At 47.7% G+C, this 18976-nt stretch carries 16 protein-coding genes; 10 read left to right on the forward strand and 6 right to left on the reverse strand.

Annotation, left to right across the window (positions count from 1 at the left end):
- Positions 1-193 precede the first annotated feature (193 nt).
- The gene (locus Q4Q54_RS13135) at positions 194-1966 is read left to right on the forward strand and encodes a formate--tetrahydrofolate ligase (protein WP_311988666.1); all 1773 of its coding nucleotides are present in this window, start codon (positions 194-196) and stop codon (positions 1964-1966) included.
- 151 nt (positions 1967-2117) lie between these two features.
- On the opposite strand, the gene Q4Q54_RS13140 is transcribed toward Q4Q54_RS13135, so the two are convergent.
- The gene (locus tag Q4Q54_RS13140; protein WP_311988667.1) at positions 2118-3767 is read right to left on the reverse strand and encodes a mechanosensitive ion channel family protein; all 1650 of its coding nucleotides are present in this window, start codon (positions 3765-3767) and stop codon (positions 2118-2120) included.
- A gap of 245 nt (positions 3768-4012) precedes the next feature.
- On the opposite strand from Q4Q54_RS13140, the gene Q4Q54_RS13145 reads away from it, so the two are divergent.
- The gene (locus Q4Q54_RS13145) at positions 4013-4342 is read left to right on the forward strand and encodes a hypothetical protein (RefSeq protein WP_006084232.1); all 330 of its coding nucleotides are present in this window, start codon (positions 4013-4015) and stop codon (positions 4340-4342) included.
- Between the two features lie 120 nt (positions 4343-4462).
- Here Q4Q54_RS13145 and Q4Q54_RS13150 read toward each other — a convergent pair whose 3' ends face one another.
- On the reverse strand, positions 4463-4588 hold the full coding sequence (locus tag Q4Q54_RS13150; protein ID WP_086010635.1) for a hypothetical protein: 126 nt from the start codon (positions 4586-4588) through the stop codon (positions 4463-4465).
- A gap of 290 nt (positions 4589-4878) precedes the next feature.
- Here Q4Q54_RS13150 and Q4Q54_RS13155 point away from each other — a divergent pair, with 290 nt between their 5' ends.
- From Q4Q54_RS13155 to rraB, 6 genes are all read left to right on the forward strand, one after another.
- On the forward strand, positions 4879-5169 hold the full coding sequence (locus tag Q4Q54_RS13155) for a hypothetical protein (RefSeq protein WP_006080010.1): 291 nt from the start codon (positions 4879-4881) through the stop codon (positions 5167-5169).
- A gap of 82 nt (positions 5170-5251) precedes the next feature.
- Complete coding sequence (locus Q4Q54_RS13160) at positions 5252-6436, forward strand: hypothetical protein (RefSeq protein ID WP_311988668.1); 1185 nt, start codon at positions 5252-5254, stop codon at positions 6434-6436.
- Positions 6420-7328, forward strand: coding sequence for a metal ABC transporter solute-binding protein, Zn/Mn family (locus Q4Q54_RS13165; protein WP_012588635.1), 909 nt, complete (start codon positions 6420-6422; stop codon positions 7326-7328). Before Q4Q54_RS13160 ends, Q4Q54_RS13165 begins: the two co-directional genes overlap by 17 nt.
- Before the next feature lie 4 nt (positions 7329-7332).
- Positions 7333-8133 (forward strand): metal ABC transporter permease, encoded by an 801-nt coding sequence (locus Q4Q54_RS13170; protein WP_311988669.1) that lies wholly within the window; start codon positions 7333-7335, stop codon positions 8131-8133.
- Between the two features lie 161 nt (positions 8134-8294).
- Complete coding sequence (locus tag Q4Q54_RS13175; RefSeq protein ID WP_012090274.1) at positions 8295-9038, forward strand: 1-acylglycerol-3-phosphate O-acyltransferase; 744 nt, start codon at positions 8295-8297, stop codon at positions 9036-9038.
- 40 nt (positions 9039-9078) lie between these two features.
- Positions 9079-9489: a ribonuclease E inhibitor RraB gene (gene rraB / locus Q4Q54_RS13180; protein WP_107403569.1), complete on the forward strand. Its 411-nt coding sequence runs from the start codon at positions 9079-9081 to the stop codon at positions 9487-9489.
- Positions 9490-9569: 80 nt separating this feature from the next.
- Here the strand turns inward: rraB and Q4Q54_RS13185 are convergent, their stop codons facing one another.
- Positions 9570-10556, reverse strand: coding sequence for a sensor domain-containing diguanylate cyclase (locus tag Q4Q54_RS13185; protein WP_006080017.1), 987 nt, complete (start codon positions 10554-10556; stop codon positions 9570-9572).
- A gap of 18 nt (positions 10557-10574) precedes the next feature.
- The gene (locus tag Q4Q54_RS13190) at positions 10575-11570 is read right to left on the reverse strand and encodes a response regulator (RefSeq protein ID WP_006080020.1); all 996 of its coding nucleotides are present in this window, start codon (positions 11568-11570) and stop codon (positions 10575-10577) included.
- A gap of 540 nt (positions 11571-12110) precedes the next feature.
- Between Q4Q54_RS13190 and Q4Q54_RS13195 the strand changes: the two genes are divergently transcribed.
- On the forward strand, positions 12111-12917 hold the full coding sequence (locus tag Q4Q54_RS13195) for a crotonase/enoyl-CoA hydratase family protein (RefSeq protein ID WP_311988670.1): 807 nt from the start codon (positions 12111-12113) through the stop codon (positions 12915-12917).
- A gap of 35 nt (positions 12918-12952) precedes the next feature.
- Here the strand turns inward: Q4Q54_RS13195 and Q4Q54_RS13200 are convergent, their stop codons facing one another.
- Both Q4Q54_RS13200 and rapA read right to left on the reverse strand, forming a co-directional pair.
- Positions 12953-13849, reverse strand: a complete 897-nt coding sequence (locus Q4Q54_RS13200) for a DUF3530 family protein (protein WP_311988671.1) — start codon at positions 13847-13849, stop codon at positions 12953-12955.
- A gap of 257 nt (positions 13850-14106) precedes the next feature.
- Positions 14107-17013 carry an RNA polymerase-associated protein RapA gene (gene rapA, locus Q4Q54_RS13205; RefSeq protein ID WP_311988672.1) on the reverse strand — a complete coding sequence of 969 codons (2907 nt, stop codon included), beginning with the start codon at positions 17011-17013 and terminating at the stop codon, positions 14107-14109.
- Positions 17014-17419: 406 nt separating this feature from the next.
- Between rapA and Q4Q54_RS13210 the strand changes: the two genes are divergently transcribed.
- Complete coding sequence (locus tag Q4Q54_RS13210; protein ID WP_311988673.1) at positions 17420-18814, forward strand: PhoH family protein; 1395 nt, start codon at positions 17420-17422, stop codon at positions 18812-18814.
- Positions 18815-18976: the final 162 nt, after the last annotated feature.

Below are 18976 nucleotides of genomic sequence, written 5' to 3' on the forward strand. Positions count from 1 at the left end.
TTGGGACTGTGTGCTTTGGATTTATAGGGCGCAGGGCAAAATATTTGATGCAGATTAAGGAATCGCTCATTAACCCTTTCGATGGCTATATATCTTAAAGCCAATCACCTAATATCCGCCCTATTCAATGAGTGTTGTGCTTAGCAACCCCTCATACTAAACCAAAGCGTATCTGAAAGGGAGAAATCGACGCATGCTGACAGATATGGATATTTCGAGTCGCGCAAGCCTTAAAAACATCACCGAAATTGGCGCCGACTTAGGCCTGTTACCCGAAGAGATGATGCTATTTGGTCACACTAAAGCCAAGGTTGAGCTCAGTGTGTTGCAGCGTTTAGCGGGGCAACGCAAAGGTAAATTGATTATCGTCACCGCAGTTACGCCTACGCCCCACGGCGAAGGTAAAACGGTGACGAGCATTGGCTTAACACAATCGTTAAATGCCATAGGCCAAAAGGCCTGTGCTTGTATTCGCCAGCCTAGCATGGGACCTGTGTTTGGGGTGAAAGGCGGTGCTGCGGGTGGCGGTTATGCGCAAGTGGTGCCCATGCAGGAGATGAACTTACATCTCACGGGTGACATTCATGCCGTCAGCAGTGCCCACAATTTAGGAGCGGCGGCGATTGCGGCGCGGCTATTCCACGAGGCGCGCTTAGGTAAAACAGAATTTGAAGCGCAATCTGGACAAGCGTTTTTGGCTATCGATCCCAACGAGATCCGCTGGCACCGAGTGGTCGATCATAATGATCGCTGCCTTAGGCAAATTCATGTGGGCTTAGGTGATAATAACGGCCCAGAGTACGGATCTAGCTTTGATATTACCGCCGCCTCTGAGTTGATGGCGATTTTAGCCTTAAGCCATGATTTGGCGGACATGCGGGTGCGGATCGGTCGTTTAGTGTTGGCCTTAAATACCCAAGGGCAAGTGATTACCGCCGAAGATTTAGGTGTCGCTGGGGCGATGACGGCCATCATGGCCGATGCGATAAAACCGACGTTAATGCAGACCTTAAATGGCTCGCCTTGTCTGATCCATTCGGGACCTTTTGCCAATATTGCCCACGGTAACTCGTCGATCATTGCCGATGATATCGCCCTTAGGCTGGCGGACTTTGTGGTGACTGAAGGCGGTTTCGGCTCGGATATGGGCTTTGAAAAGTTCTGTAATATCAAGGTTCGTCAATCGGGTCAGGCGCCAGCCGCCGCGGTGTTGGTGACGACTTTAAAAGCGCTGAAGGCCAATAGTGGCTGGGCAACTGAGGTGGATAGCAATGTATCAAATATCCATGTGCCAAACATCAGTGCGACAAACATCAGTGCGACAAATATCAATGCCCCAGATCAGGCTCGACTCGAAGCGGGCTTTGCAAATTTAAACTGGCATATCAACAATGTGGCGCGTTATGGCATTCCTGTGGTGGTTGCGATTAACCGTTTCGCCACTGATTCCGATGCTGAGTTGCAATGGCTAATGGAAGCCGTCAACGCGAGTGCCGCCTATGGCTGTGAAATTAGCGATGCCTTCAGCCAAGGGGAAGCGGGCGCTATCGCCTTAGCACAAACTGTGGTTCGCGCCGCTGAAACTGAAAGTCAGTTCAAGCTGTTATATCCAGATGAAGTGTCATTGGAGGCAAAGTTATCTACCTTAGCCGAAGTGGGTTATGGTGCTGCAGGCGTGAGTCTGTCTATCGAGGCGAAACAGCAGGCGCAGCAACTGACCGCGCTTGGCTATGGGCATTTGCCTTTGTGTATGGCCAAAACGCCGTTATCCATTAGCCACGATCCTAGCTTAAAGGGTGTTCCTAAGGATTTTGTGGTGCCAGTGCGAGAGTTAGTATTGCATGCGGGGGCAGGATTTATTACTGCCTTGGTGGGTAATGTGATGACTATGCCAGGACTTGGGCTTAAGCCGGGTTACTTAAAAATCGATATCGATGCCAGAGGTGAGATAGTCGGTTTAGGCTAACGTTTAGATTCGAAACTAACATTTCAATGAAAACTCACGCTTAGATGCAAAAGCGCTGCAGAGATAAAAAAGGGCGAGCTTGCTGCTACGCCCTTTGACTCTGGTTTAACGTGCTAATACTGGTTTAACGCTTTAGCTGGTTTTAGAAAGGTTACTTCGTGGTTTGATAGATATGCACATCGCGCTGCGGGAACGGAATGCTGATCCCTTCGGCGTCGAATCGCATTTTCACTTCACGGGTAATGTCCCAATACACTTCCCAATAATCTTCCGGTTTCGCCCAAGGGCGCACGATAAAGTCGACCGAAGACTCACCCAGCAGATGCAGTTTTATCGTTGGCGCTGGCAGTGCCTGCACTTTGGGATGCGCCTCGACGATGGATTTGAGAATCGCTTCAGCATGTTCGATATTGTCGCTGTAACCAATACCAAATGTCATATCCACTCGACGTTGGTGCTCGGCCGTGATGTTGTTAATAGTGTCGCCCCAAATCTTATTGTTAGGAATAATAAGACGTTGGTTATCCATGGTTTTAATCGTAGTCGAGACCAGACTCATGTGGCTTACTCGACCCGTGACACCAGCAGCGTTGATCAAATCACCCACATCGTAGGGACGATAAATTAAGATCATCATGCCAGAGGCAAAATTCGACAGGGTATCTTGCAGTGCAAAACCAATAATCACACCCGCAATACCAAAGCCTGCGAGTAGCGGCCCAAGTTCGATCCCAAGCTGGGACAGGGCGACCAAGAGTCCAATGGTAAAGACGGCTTTGCCTGATAGCGAGGTGAAGAAGTCTTGTAATAACTTGCTCAAATTCAACTTAGAATTGCTAACGGTATTCTTCACTATCTGTTTGGCTAACTTGCCGGCGAGACCCGCGATAATTAAGATCAAGCAGAATACAAACAACTTAAACACGACGGTAGGGCCATGATTTATCGCTTGTTCCTGCGCCGTGTTCAGCCATTGCTCGACTAAGCTCGAGGCCACATCAAAGCTCAATACGTCCTGAGTAATATCGCCTGACACACTAAACAAGGTCTTTTTCAGCGCGGCGGTATCTTGGCCTAAAGCATCGAGTAAGTTGATGTCGATATTTAAGCTTTGGCTATTTTGGGCCAAGCGTTCCTTTAGCATCATCACGTGGCTGGTTTGCGCCGACGTGACATCTTTACCGGCATTGGTTGCGGTATCGACCGCAGCTTGCAGTTGTTGCTGGGTGTAAGTCACTAAACTTTCAAGCATATCTGCACGCGCAATCAAAATTTGCAGCAGGGACTTTTGTGCTTCGCTAACATCTTGGCCAACCTGTTCGAGCCAATTGAGTGTCTCGAGTTGCTGTTTGTAATAGGTGTCTTTGTCTAATTCGCGCTTAGAGATATCGAGCAGAATCGCATCATCTGTACCCGAGCCTAGTTGCAGCTCCAATTTATCAATGTTGTCATCGATATAGGTATCAATTTGTTGGATGTAGTTCAGTTGTCCTTGGATCAATGGCTGCAGAAAAGCACTGTCGATCGGCGTTGCTTCGAGCAAATCTTTAATCTTATTACGTAACTGTAACGTTTTGTTTTGAATGCGATATTCGACAATCGTTTTCAACTCACCTTTGGCATGTTTCAGCTTATGGATATCGGTATCGATAGCTTGTTGCAACATCGCCAGTTCTGCTTTGACCGCCACAGGTGTGGTTGATGTGCTTTCGGTTGCCGCGACAGGTTCGGCTTGCGCTGGGGATGAGAGACTTAATAATGGGATAAACAGGGCAAACACTAGAGCGAGGTAGCGATGCATAGGTGTGATCTTAAATAGAAATATGTCTGAGTATGATAGTGGCTGCCGGATTGACTGTAAAACGTCGTCGAGTGAAATTTGCTTCGGAGCTAAGGTTTTTTGCCGCAGGGGTTTACTTGGTTTGCTTTAGGGCTCGTGGTTTTCCACGCATTTTCGACAAGATTAGCCTTTTATCAGCATTTGCAGGCCGCACTCTGGCAGGGATCTGGTAAACTTGCGCATCGCTATTTAGGAATCGTGTTTTCATGTTGTGTTCCCATTGTAATCAGTACATCAAGGTCAGTGACATCACCCAACAAAGAGGCAAAGGCTTCGACGCCCAAGTGCGTTGTCCCCACTGCACCGCTTGGTTAGGCCGTAGCCCAACATTGGCTAAGCTTAAGTTATTAGGCTTTTATTTGAGTGTGTTTACAGCGGGATACAGTTATTTCGATGCCTCAGTGCGGCACTTTGCGATCCCTGTGATGATTTTTTCGCTGATGTTGTTGTTCGTGAGTCACTTTATGGACCAAGTGATCACCATTGAAGCGCCGGAACCCGTCGATGATAGTGACCAAAGACAGAAGTACCGATAACAAAGCAATAAGACAATCTGCTGAGGCAGAAATGATTCGAGCGCCTATAGTGGGCGCTCAAGGTATAGCGAAAAAGGAGTTTACCCAGGCGAATTACCGCCACAGAGTGTGACTCCAGGTTTACTGAACGACTTGTTCTTGGGCCGCTAAGGAATGCTCAACGTAATAAATTCCACCAAATATCACCACGCTGAAAATCACTATCCCTAAGATAAGCCCTAAGTTTTCACGAAAAAATGCTAGCATGAGAATTGCCTTTTGGTGGTTAAAAACGGACGCCATATCGAGCTCAATTTCGCCGTTGTGCTCGCTGACATAAAAACTAAATACACTATAGTTACACTCACTTAAGCTAATCTTAAATGTACTCTTTTACCAGCACTCCCGTAAGGTTTCGCCGTTATGTACGAGGCAAGTTGCTGCTAAGATTACCCTGCTCAAATATCTTGTAACCTTTTGCAAAGTAATTACCTTATTGCAACTTGCTATGGCCCTGACATAGACTTATGCAACTTTTTAACTATGGGGACGACTGAGTGAGACTTAAACGTCACATTAGACGCACGATTTCGATATGGCTTTCGGCCATCTTGATATTGCTGTCTTTTGCCGCCTCAGCCCATAGTGTGACCCATCTTGACGATGGGGCTAAGACCCACTGTACCCTGTGCTTCCATCAGCACCAGCTTAACAAGATTCTATTGACCCAACCGCTGACGTTCAATTTAGGCGTACAGCATTTCGATGTGGTCGAATTTATTTTACCCCCCTCCATTTCTGAACACGTTAGTGTTTATCGCAGTCGTGCACCTCCTGCCACTCTCTAAATCAACTCAAACATTTTAACTTATTGTATTTCTTGATGACTTTATATTAGTCGTCGAGTGCTAGTTGTATTTTGGAGATATCATGACTGTTTTAAATACCCGAATTTCTTTGGTGGCTTTGGCGTGTGCGTTTGTTTCGCCTAGCCTATTGGCTGAAGATTCGAGCCTCATTAACCCAGCGATCAGCGCCGTATTAAATGGTTACTATCAAACGGGTGAGCGTCCACTAGCCGAGAGCCCGGATGGCTTTGGTTTAGGTGAGACCGAGCTGGCCCTGAGCGCCAATATCGATGATATGTTTTACGGTAAAGTCACAGCTGTGGTTGAGATGCATGACGGTGACACTGAGCTGAATCTTGAAGAAGCCTTCATTCAAACCATGGCGATGCCAGCGGGCTTTTCTATCCGTGGTGGCCGTTTCTTATCGGACATTGGTTACCTCAATAACCAACATTTACATACTGATTCCTTCACCGACCGTCCTGTGGTTTACCGTGCATTCTTAGGGGGACATTATTTTGATGACGGTATACGTTTTAACTACGTAGCGCCGACGGACTTGTATTGGACCATGGGCGTTGAAGCCTTTAAAGGCGATAGTTTACGTGCTGCCGATGAGCATGGTGAGCGTGAGTTTAAGAAGGTCGGCGTTTATACCTTGTACTCAAAAATTGGTGGCGACATAGGCGATAACAGCTCATGGCAAGCGGGGTTGAGTTACTTGCGCAACGAAAATGGCCAAGTGACTGCCCATGAAGAAGGGGAACATGAAGATGAGCATGCCCATGGTGATGAGCACGAAGGTCATAGCCATGCCGCATCTTACACAGGTAAAAATACCTATGGTGCTGATTTTGTTTATAAGTGGGCGCCTAACGGTAACTACAAATATCAAAATCTCACTGTGAGCGGTGAGTACTATCGCGTGAGCGATTTTACACCTATCGATTTACATCCTGAGGATGCACCGAGCCAAGATTACCACCAAGGTTGGTATCTGAGCAGTGTGTACCAATTCACGCCGAGCTGGTCAGCGGGGGTGCGTTATGGTGAAGCTGATACCCAAGAGCTCCATGGCGATCATTTCCATGGGCAGAAGTTGAAAGAATCTGAGGTGAGTTTGGCTTGGCACTCTAGCCATTTCTCGTCGGTTCGTTTCCAGTATACCAATCAAAAGGGTACTAACTTCGACGGAATTGAAGACGATAATATCTTCACTATTCAATACATTATGTCTCTGGGGGCTCACGGTGCGCATCAATTCTAATTTAGCTAAATTGGCCGCAGTGGCCTTATCTATCACTTATGCCGGTTTGGCTCACGCCGAACTGAACGTGTTTGCCTGTGAACCTGAATATGCAGCATTAGCGAAGGAGCTGGCTCCTACGGCGAGCATCTATTCGGCAACAACAGCATTGCAGGACCCGCATCAAGTGCAGGCGCGTCCGAGTTTGATCGCCAAAATGCGTCAGGCGGATCTTGTGGTCTGCGCTGGTGCCGATCTTGAAGTGGGTTGGTTGCCTATGCTGCAAATGAAGTCGGCAAACGCGAATGTGCGCTCGACCGATCAAGGCTTATTTTTCGCCGCCGATCAAATCGAGACCTTAGATAAGCTGGCCAGTGTCGATCGCAGCATGGGTGATGTGCATGCCCAAGGCAATCCACATATTCATTTCGACCCGACGCGTCTGTTAAAAGTCGCCACGGCACTGAGTGCTAAGCTGACTCAGTTAGATCCTGCTGGCGCGGCCGATTATCAAAAGTCACTGGCAGATTTTACCACTCGCTGGCAAGCCGCAGTCCCGCGTTGGGAAGAGCAAGCTAAGGGATTACAAGGTAAAAAAGTGATCGCTTACCACTCAAGCTTCAGATACTTATTCAACTGGATTGGTATCGAGCAAGTGGCGGATTTAGAGCCTAAACCGGGTTTAGCTCCGACTAGCGGCCACTTAGCGAGTCTGCTGACGCGCGCCGAACAAGGGGATATTCTGGCGGTGGTCGTGGCCTCTTATCAGGACGAGCGCGGTGCAAAATGGCTGGGTGAAAAAGCGAACTTGCCCGTGGTGATGTTGCCTATGTCTGTGGGTGGCAATGATAAGAGCCAAGATTTATTTAGCCTTTATGACAGCGTGATTTCCCTCTTAAATGGAGTGAAATAAACCTATGTTTGATCTTGAACTGATGTCGATTCTGTTGCCTGCATTGGCAGCGGGGATCTTAGTGTTGTCGACGCATATTGTACTTGGAAGACAAGTGCTTAAGCGTGGCATCATTTTTATCGATTTAGCGATAGCGCAAGTTGCCGCCTTAGGCGCGATTGTCGCTCACATGGACCACAGATTAGAAGACATGCCGTTTGCTAATGTGTGGATGCCAGCGCTGTTTGCCCTCGCGGGCGCAGGGTTTATCGCTTGGTTATCTAAGCGGATGGCGGGTGAGTTGGAGGCAATGATCGGCTGCTTTTATGTGTTGTCTGCGGTAGCGGCTATGTTGCTGCTGGCGAACGACCCACACGGCGCCGAGCTGTTAAAGCAATTGATGTCAGGTCAGATCCTGTGGGTGAGTTGGTCACAACTGATTTTGCCAGCAGTAGTATATTCGCTGGTGTTATTAGCGATATTCCTGCGTCCCCAGATATTGGATGGTGCAGGGTTCTATCTGCTATTTGCGCTGGTCATTACCTTGTCGGTGGAATTAGTAGGCGTTTATCTGGTGTTCAGTACCTTGATATTGCCCGCTCTCGCGCTGAACAAGTATTGCGGCAAAGGTCGGTTGTTTTACGCTTACCTCGTCGGTTTGTTGGGTTATGTTCTAGGATTAGTCCTGTCGGCAACCTTAGATCTGCCCAGCGGTGCGGCAATTGTCGCGACTTTGGCCGTGAGCGCCTTCGTTATCCGTTTAGTGTTAGCTAAAGTTGCGCCTCAGGCAACTGAGTCTGAAATCCTGCCAAAGCACCACGCTTAGATAAATATTGATATAAAAGCCCATAGATACACTGGATTTTCAGTATATCGATGGGCTTTTTTGCTTGCTTGTTAGCAAGTCAGCTTACAGATGTAAACAATATATTGAGTCCCAAAGCCATGGTAGCTATACTGACGCCACTTTTACAGTCGGAGTAAATCGTGCTTTTAATCGTCAGATCAATGCTGTTGGCGGTGTCATTGTTGCTTGCCTTTATTTTTGGTGGCTTAGTGTGTTTATTAAGACCTCGGCACCGCGACAATGTACATATGTTCGCCAAGATCTTCTCATCGGTCGCTCCGATCCTTGGGATCAAAGTGATTGTACGTCGACATAAAGATGTGCAGGATGGCCCCTATATTTTCCTCGCAAATCATCAGAATAACTTCGATCTTTTCACTCACACGACGGCGGTACCTAAAGGCACTGTGAGTTTGGGCAAAAAGAGTTTGGCGTGGATGCCATTATTCGGTCAAATTTATTGGTTGTCAGGAAATATTCTGATCGACCGCAAAAACCGTCATAGTGCCTTTGATACTATGGCGAAAACCGTGGAAAAAATTAAGCAGAAGAATTTGTCTGTGTGGATTTTCCCTGAAGGGACACGTTCACGTGGTCGCGGTTTGTTACCTTTTAAAGCGGGCGCTTTCCATACGGCGATTGCGGCGGGAGTGCCTGTTGTGCCGGTATTGGCCTCGTGCCAAAGCCACATTAAGCTCAATCGCTGGAATAACGGTGTAGTCATTATCGATATGATGGCACCTGTGCCGACAGCAGGCTTAGATAAAGCCGATGTGAAAAACTTCTCTGCGCAAATTCATGCCAGCATGTCGGCGAGATTTGCTGAGATAAATCAAGAGGCGGCAGCACTTATGGGTAAAACTCTCGCGAGTGATGACGTATAATGCCAATTTGAGCCAGATTTACCTTAACGGAGACAAATCCATGTCTATTGAAAGTCAGTTAAAAGCCCAACTTGCAGAGAATCGTGACATAGTGCAAGCCCTGCTTGACGATGGCTCAGAGCCTGATGCGGAATATATTATTGAGCATCACTTTTCATCGACCAATTTCGATCGTCTCGAAAAAGCCGCAGTAGATGCCTTTAAATTAGGTTTTGAGGTAAACGACGCTGAAGAAATGGAACTGGAAGATGGTTCAATTATTTTCTGTTTCGATGCTGTCGCGCACCACAAACTAGAAGTTGAATTACTGGATAAAGCCGCAGAACAACTGCTGCAATTAGCGGTAAAACAGAAAGTGGAATATGACGGTTGGGGCACCTATTTCGTCGGTGATGAAATGGATGACGAAGAAGATGAAGACGACGAAGAAGATGATGGTTTCCCTCATTAATTCGCACGTGAATATCTAATTTGTTCCCGTTTTAAATAAAAATGCCCATCTATGATGGGCATTTTTATTGGGTGGATATGTTAGTCTTGGGTCGTTTTGTTCACACTGGTACTGGTATGCAAAACGCTGCAATTACGGCCTTTTTGCTTTGCTTCGTATAGCGCTTTATCGGAGCAAGAAATCCAGCTTGAGCTGCTGGTGATGTGGGAACCAATTTCGCACACACCTAAACTCACAGTCACAGAGATCTTCAGGCTTTCATACAGAATGACGGATGCGGCGATTTTTTCCCTGAGTCGCTCGGTGAAATACATGGCATCGGCGCCGCTGGTTTTGGGCAATACGACTGCAAATTCTTCGCCGCCATAACGTCCGGCGCAATCGGTCTCACGCAGGGATTGGCTGAGTAAGTGGGCGATATGCTGGATCACTTTATCACCCGCCACATGACCATAGCTGTCGTTGATATGTTTAAAGTTATCGATATCTATCATCACTAAACTTGCCATGCCTGAGTAGCGGGCATATATGTCGTACTCATGGTCTAAACATTCTTGCCAATGGCGACGGTTATGCAGCTGAGTCAGGCCATCGGTTTGGCTTAGGCGCTCGAGTTGCTCGTTGGCGGCTTTCAGTTGTAACTTGTTGATGGCGATATCAGTCACGTCATAAATAATCACGCTGATATGGGTCACTTGTCCTGTGAGCGATGCTAGTGGCAACAAGGTCACGTTTTGGTACATGTAGTCAGCACGGCCCGTGATCGGGCGGTAGTTTTTAAATTGGAAAACGTACGGCCTTTGTTCCCAGCTAATAAATGCACGGTTTTTAAGCATAAAAACCGATTCCATTTTCTGTTTTAACCAAGTGGCGGGCAGATCGGGGAAGCGGGTAAACAGGTTTTGACCTTTGATCGAATTAGGGGAAACACCGCTGTGATTCTCCATAAAACCGTTCCACAGCTGGATATTGTAATGGCGATCTAATACCACTAATCCCACCTCTATGGTTTGCACCATATCGATGAGCCAGTGTAGTTCGTTCATTGCGCTTTGGTCATTTGACATAGGATAAAATCCAACTGGTTAATCGAGTAAATAGCCGAGTTTATAGCTAAGTGTGGGGATAGAATCCTCGGTGAAAAGCAGTAACAAATCGCATTGAATATTATGATCTTCAATCCGATAGTTGATCTCCATAGCCAAAGTTCGCTGCCATTTCTCTGAATTATCATGGATCAGATCGTTAACCGTGCAGTGCCGTCCTAGCACGACAGGGTGAGCCTGACTAAATTTCATGTCGAGCTGTTCAGAAATGCCGTTAAGGAAGGCGCCGATCAGCACGTTTCCGGTATCGATCAGGACTTCTATCTCAGTATTTTTATCTTCAGGATTGGCTAATCCCATCAGCTTGGCCATGTCCTTAAAGCTGGAATCATGGAACAAGAGCAGGGCTTCACCCGCAATCCCCGCCCCAATAAAACCTTGGCAAAGTGCCGATACGGTCGAGCTTTCTTCCGTGGCTTTGAGTGCCATGGTCAACTCACTCACCTCAAGCACGTTCACATTGGGGATGGGCAGTAACACGAATACATCGAGTAACTTTGCTAACAGATCGGCGGCGCGGCCCATGGCGACGTTGGCTATTTCTTGGCAAGCGTCACGCATGTCGACTTTGATCATCGGGACTTCGTCGGCGATATCTTTCTGCGTCAGGGTTAGGATGCCGTAATCTTGCAAAATGTTGCTGATGGCATCGGCGCTAACGGGTTTTTGAATAAAATCTAATGCGCCTAAGGCTTTGACTCGCTCGTGAGCTTTGATTTGAATGTCGCCAGAGACCACAATGATCAGCGCGGGTAAGTCCTGTTGCTGCACAGTTTGCAGTACTTCATAACCGTCCATCACTGGCATGTTGAGATCGAGAAACACCACTTCGCCTTTTCCGGCTCGGATAGCATCAAGGCCTTCGGCCCCATTGGTCGCATAAGTAATTTCCACATCCCACTCTTTTGGGAGCGTGCGGGCCATTTGCTTACGTGCCATGGCGGAATCGTCACAGATGAGTACAGATATTGACATGCTGACTAGTGATCCTTATTTGCCCATTAATTGAAGATAACACTTATTTTTCAGGTTCGACTGACGAATTGCATTCTTCGGGCAAGTCTGATTTATATCTTCTAGATGTAACTTATAGATATTATTGATTAATTTATTTTTTCGCTGACATTAAAATTTGGCTCATTATTGAATCACATGATGCAAAATTTTAAATCGAGCTGGCTATTTTTTAGCAAATAACAAGGATGTAACGAATAAAAAGGACGACTGAGTCCATCTGTTTGCGGCGTTATCCTTAGCGGCAAGTACAGTGTTATATAAGCGTCGATGTTGGCGGCGAGGTAACTTCATTGCCGAGTTCGATAAGTCTATCTCATCGAAAGATACATTAGGATTACCGCACGTATTGGCGACAGCCTAACATAAGTTGCCTTCAGTCCATGTTTGAATTGGCAATATTTTGACTCAAGTCAAAAAACAGGCTTATGTTATATCTTTTAGTGAATTATTCCAAACGTGTTAACATTTATTCTGGACTGACCAGTAACGGAATATTTCATGAGTGGCCAAAGTGTACAAGTCAAAATCGATGATGGCATCGCCTATGTGTTGCTTAATCGTCCTGAAAAAATGAATGCGATTAACTATTTGATGTTTAGTGATCTCGACCGTGCGATTAAAAAGATCAAATCTAATCGTGGGGTACGAGCCGTGATCCTCTCGGGGGCGGGTGGCCATTTTAGCTCAGGGCTCGATGTCAAAAGCGTGATGTCGGCACCCATGCAGGCGGTTAAGTTACTGTTTAAGGGCTTACCTGGGAATGCTAACTTGGCACAGCGGGTGTCATTAGGTTGGCAAAGCTTGCCTGTACCTGTGATTGCCGTGCTTGAGGGCTGTTGCTACGGCGGCGGTATGCAAATCGCCTTGGGCGCAGATGTGCGCATCGCTAGCCATGACTGTAAGTTATCGATCATGGAGGCGAAATGGGGACTCGTGCCTGATATGGCGGGGTTGGTCGCGTTAAGGCAAATCATGCCTAAGGATCAAGCTATGCTGCTGAGCCTGACGGCAAAAGTGCTTGAGAGTCATGAAGCGCTGGCCTTAGGACTCGTGACCCAAGTGAGCGAGACGCCGATGGAAGCGGCGCAACAATTAGCGCAGCAACTGATGCAAACCTCGCCGGATGCGGCTGCGGCCATCAAACTCAGTATTAACCGTAGTTGGACGGCTTCGGTGCGGAGTCTACTTTGCCGTGAGTCGATTAGTCAGATTCGCTTGTTGTTAGGCAAAAATTGCAAGATAGCGGCGACGCGCCAGCTCAAAGATCCACAAAAACCTTATCAAGATCGCCAGTCGGGTTGGTAGTGCTATTTGGCTCGAATTAGTTGGAATCGTGGCGTTTACTGCGCGCCGCTCATGCGGGCGGCAAAGCCTTTAATCGCATTTAAGCAATTCTGCCATGCGCTCTCGTTATCTAAATTGAGCGCTAAGCTGGTTTGGCGGTAGTTAGGACTTTTTAAGGTCACGGCTAAAATCTTACGATTCGCGGCCGTTTCTAATGAGGCGGGATGACCGTCCGGCGATTGGATATCTAAAATCGGCAGCGTGAGTTTCGCTAATTGCTCCGCGAGTGCTTGGTTGAGCTTTTCATCCTCGCGATAGGGATTGATGACGATCAGCACATCGGGATCGGCAATCTTCTTTTGGCTCAATAGGCTTATCAATAATCCTGCGCTTTGGTCGGCGGTGATCAAAATGCGTTTGCCCGCATAATCTGCGCCGACCGCATCTAATTGCGACATGCTTTGGACCAGAAAGTCTTCCTGCTCTTGCAGATGTTTGCTGTTATCTTCGGGCTTGATTTTAGGGCTAGGTTTATTTGACGGTGAGCTTAACTGCGCGGCGCCGGGTGAGGTGACTTCGGTGGCGGCTGTGGCAAAATTGGCCGCAGGCAGCTCAGTTGGCGGAGTTAAACTTAAGCTGGCCCAACCGGCAGGATTAATATTACGGCGCACAAACGCCATCAATCCCGGCGCATCTGCCGTGCCGTTGGTGGCGGGCAGAATGATTGCCGCACCGAGTTTCTTTTTCCCTTCCCATGGCCGTACTAACAAATCGTAGGGCTGATTGTCTATGGTGATTTGTTTGACTTCATTCTCAGGTAAATAGCGGTTATTTAATTTTTTAGCACTGACTTCGGCTGGCGTTGGCGTAGCTGTTGCTGGGTCTGCCGCGCGGGTAGAGATGGCTATGAAACCAAGTAGGAGGCAAAAGAGAAGCGAAATAATGCGTGCCATAGAATTGATAACCACCTGTGTAGTCTCATAAATTCATCAGTGCTTGAGTATAACCTGAACAATTACCAAAAAGTGAACTTTCCTCGCCAAAGAGTGGCGCCTCATCATTTGGGATAATCACGTTAATTGGGAAGACGCTGCTGAACATCGAAAGCCGCTTATTATAGCAAACCACTTTGAATCGAAAGCCACAGGGCATAAAAAAGCCCAGCGCTTTGGCTGGGCTAATTGATGGAAACCTGTGGTTTAGCTCGGGCCTATACGTGGCTGACGAGCACCATACGGATCGCATCGAGTTGTAACTGGCTGGCATCCAGATAAGTGTTTAACTCTTGCATCTGATTGCGCAGGTACTCCAATTCTTCCTCACGGATATTGGGGTTTACCGCCTTAAGTGACTCTAAACGACTCAGCTCTGCGCTCAGTTGCTGAGTCATTTTATCTCTGGCTTGGGCGACCATTTCATCGACAACCACTTGAGCATATTCCTCACCCTTAGCAAATAACGGATGCAGAATTGGCTGAGATGCGGTGACTAACTTGCCGCCAATGTGGCGATTCACCGCGCTCAATTGCTTATCGAAACTGGCGTAATCCACTTTAGCCGACAGATCGTTACCATTTTTATCCAGCAACACGCGAATGGGTGTTGGTGGTAAATAACGATACAACTGGCTCGACTTAGGTGCAGAAGCATCGGCCATGTAGATGAGTTCTAAGAATAAGGTGCCTGCTGGCAGGGCTTTATTCTTCAGAATGGCAACGCTGGTGGTGCCAGTTTCTGAACCTGTGATCAGATCTAGCCCCGTTTGCACCAGCGGATGCTCTTGGGTGATCAGCGCAATATCATCGCGTGATAACGCTGTGTCACGGTCGAAGGTCACAGTCACGCCATCTTCTGGCAAGCCAGGGTAGGTTGGGAACATCATGTGTTCGCTTGGACGCAGAATGATCGAGTTTTCACCCTTATCTTCTTGATCGACACCGATAATATCCCACAGACGGATCACTGAACCGATCAAATGGGTATCACCATCATTCTGTGCGAGGCGCTGGACGATAGCCATTGCCTTCTCGCCCCCGTGTGAGTTGATTTCCAGCAGCTTGTCGCGGCCTTGCTCCATGGCGTGCTTGAGTTCTTTATAACGGCTCTGGGTGTGATTGAGCAGGTTTGTCAGCTCGTCGCTGTCATCAACCACAAGCACGTTTAACAGATCTTCGGCAAATTCACTGTAAAGCACGTGGCCACTCGGACAAGTGAGTTCGAAGGCATTTAGCCCTTGGTGATACCACTGCATCAAACGTTCTTGAGCGGTGTCTTCAAGGTACGGCAAGTGAATTTGGATATCATTTTTCTGGCCGATACGATCTAAACGACCGATGCGCTGTTCCAATAAATCTGGGTTTAGCGGCAGATCGAACAATACTAAGTGACTGGCAAACTGGAAGTTACGGCCTTCAGAACCAATTTCAGAACAGATCAACGCCTGTGCGCCGCCTTCCTCTTGGGCAAAGTAAGCGCCGGCTTTATCGCGCTCGATAATCGACATGCCTTCGTGGAATACCGTCGCTTGAATCCCTTCGCGAGTGCGTAGGGCTTCTTCTAAGCTCAGAGCGGTTTCCGCTTGGCTGGCGATGATCAGCACTTTTTTGCTGCGGTGTGATTTTAAGAACTCAATTAACCAATCCACACGGGGATCGAACTTCCACCAACTGGCGCTGTTATCTTCAAATTCTTGATACAGCTTTTCAGGGCTCAGGGCTTGCGCCGCTTTCGCCTCTAATGACTTATGTCCGCCCATCATGCCGCTGACGCGTGCTGCTGTTTGATATTGATCTGGCATGGCGTGTGGGTAAGCGTTAAAGAAACGCTTAGGGAAGCCTTTTACCGAGGCGCGGCTGTTTCGGTATAACACGCGGCCAGTACCGTGACGGTCGAGTAATTCTTGCAGTAATTCGCTGCGGGCAGCTTGTTGTACTTCGGCATCAATACCGTCGGCTTGGATTAAACGAATACTTGGGCTGATGTCTTTTTCGCCCAGTAATTCGGTCAAGCTGTTGATGGCGGCATCGGATAATTTAGCGTTGCCAGCTAAGGCTTCGGCGGCAATGGCGACGTCTTTATAGCTGTCTTCTTCAGCTAGGAAGGCATCGTAATCGTAGAAACGATCTGGATCGAGCAGACGTAAACGGGCGAAGTGACTCTCATGACCAAGTTGATCCGGCGTTGCGGTTAACAGTAACACGCCTGGGATCACTTCGCTTAATGCTTCAACCACTTGATAGGCGCGGCTTGGCGCTTCTTCGGTCCATTCTAAGTGGTGCGCTTCGTCAACCACTAACAGATCCCAATCGGCATCTAGGGCTTGATCGAGGCGTTTTTTCTTACGCAGTAATTCGAGTGAGCAAATCACTAACTGCTCTGTGTAGAATGGATTGTCGTGATCGGCATAGGCTTCTACACAACGATCTTCATCAAATACCGAAAAGCGCAGGTTAAAGCGGCGCAGCATTTCCACTAACCACTGATGGCGCAGAGTATCGGGCACGATAATCAGAATGCGTTCGGCGCGGCCGGTCAGCAGTTGTTGGTGAATAATCAGACCCGCTTCAATGGTTTTACCTAAACCCACTTCATCGGCTAACAGTACACGCGGCGCATAGCGACGGCCGACTTCATGGGCAATCCACATTTGATGCGGAATAAGTCCAACGCGTGGGCCTTGCAGGCCAAGTAAATCCGACGAGGCCAGTTTGTGGCGCAACATTTGGCACTGATAACGCACACCAAAACGGTCGAGGCGATCGATTTGGCCGGCGAATAAACGGTCTTGGGGTTTATTGAAACGAATATTGTGGTTCAGCAGGGTTTCACGCAGGGTAACTTGCTCGCCTGTCTCACTGTGAATGCCGTGATAGATCACTATCCCGTCTTTCTCGGTCAACTCGCTGACCGCAAGGCTCCAGCCTTCATGGCTTTCAACCGAATCGCCGGGATTGTATATAACGCGTGTCAGAGGGGCTTCTGCTCGGGAGAACATGCGGTTCTCACCCGTGGCAGGGAATAAAACAGTGACCATACGGCCTTCTACTTGAACCACAGTTCCTAAACCAAGCTCTGACTCGGTATCACTTATCCAACGTTGACCTAAGGCGAACGGCATCTTAAATTCTCATTTCTAGGCGGACTCTAACAAAGGGCGCGTATGTTATACCAATACTCGTGATATTTAAATCGCCCTCTCACCCGTTAGAGCCTAATTCCCAGAGTGCTAGATTACAAATTGTACAAGCGACAAAATTGTCGTGGCAGTACATTAAACTGTCACGCTAATGTCACATCCGCGGTTATACACTGCTTCGAGTCTGTAAGGTAAACAATGGTTGCTGTATTGTTATCTTGTGAGTTTGGTGCCAATATCAACTTAAGGTTTAAGTGCGAGTAAAGTGCTATCAACTTGAACCTTATGATCATTCTTTGCCATATGCTTAGCCAGTAATAGGAGCCGTGTAACTTTTATTGAGACTCAAAAGTGTGTTTAAACTTTAATGAAGCACTCTGGAGGCGCCATGGAACAAGACGACAGAAAGTTGTTTGTACTGGATACCAATGTGTTACTACATGAACCTTTGGCGATCTATTCGTTTAAAGAGCACGATGTGGTCATTCCGATGACAGTGCTAGAAGAGTTGGACCAGATTAAAGATCGAAAGAGTGATGTGAGTCGTGATGCTCGGGTTGCTATCAGGGCATTGGAAGATACCCTAGGCGGTGAAATTACCCCTGAGCAGATTATCAATGGCGTCCCTTTACCCAGCCGAGAGGGTCATGCCGATGCCGTCGGTTCGCTCTCAATCTTCCCCGACCACCTTGTTGATTTTACCTTAGGCGCACTGCCAGGAGATGGAAACGACAATCGCATTATCAATACCGCGCTACATCTACAAAACCTACATCATCCCCGTACCGTTGTCTTAGTCACCAAAGATATCAATATGCGCCTTAAAGCCAAAGGTGCAGGTATTCAATTGGTTGAGGATTATCGAACTGACCAGTTGATCGATGATATCCGCTTCCTCAGTAAAGGCTTTTACCAGTTCGAAGGTAATTTTTGGGAGCACTTGAACAAGGTCTCCACCGAGCGCCACGGTAGACACACAGTGCATGAAGTGCCGCTCAAAGACCTCGAAAATGATAATTTTTATATCAACCAATATCTTATCGACACAGAGTCTGATTTTTGCGGTCGTGTTATCGAGCGCACAGACACCCATTTACATATTTTAGATTTAGGCCGTGAGCGGGTGAAAAACCTCGAGGCATGGGGTGTTAAACCTAAAAACGTCTATCAAGGCATGGCATTGCAGGCGCTGCTCGATCCCGATATCGATCTGGTTATCTTAACCGGCCCAGCGGGTTGCGGTAAAACCTTGCTCGCCATGGCGGCGGCGTTGGAACTGGTGGTCGAGCGTAATCGCTACGACAAAGTGATCGTCACCCGTAACACCCCAGAAATCGCCGAATCTATCGGCTTCTTGCCCGGCACCGAAGAGGAGAAGATGATGCCGTGGCTGGCCGCGATTACCGACACGCTCGAAGTGCTGCATAAGAATGATGTGAATCCCACTGGCAGCATGAACTACATCATGGAGAAGGCTAACATTCAGTTTAAGTCGATCAACTTTATGCGCGGGCGTTCAATCCAAAACTCCATCGTGCTACTGGATGAATGTCAAAACCTCACCGCCTCGCAGATCAAAACCATGATTACCCGTATGGGCGAGGGCACAAAGCTGATTTGTTGCGGTAACTTAGCGCAAATTGACTCTAACTACTTAACCGCAGTGACCTCAGGTTTAACCTACATTGTTGAACGTTTTAAAGACTTTGAAGGCAGCGCCAACGTGTATCTCAATGGCGTGGTGCGTTCACGCTTAGCGGAATACGCCGAAGAGCATCTCTAAAGAGTGTCGGTTTAATTTAGAGTAATCACCAAGGCCTCAGATATTGAGGCCTTACTTTTAGGAAGTAGAAGATTTTTAATCGACTTATCAGTGGTATGAGTAGCCTTTATCCAGCAATTATTTTATGTGATTGGTAGTTTCTTCCTGCTACTATATGGAGCT

This window comes from Shewanella sp. SP2S2-4 (assembly GCF_031932025.1).
In the GTDB taxonomy this organism is placed as follows: Bacteria; Pseudomonadota; Gammaproteobacteria; order Enterobacterales; family Shewanellaceae; genus Shewanella; species Shewanella baltica.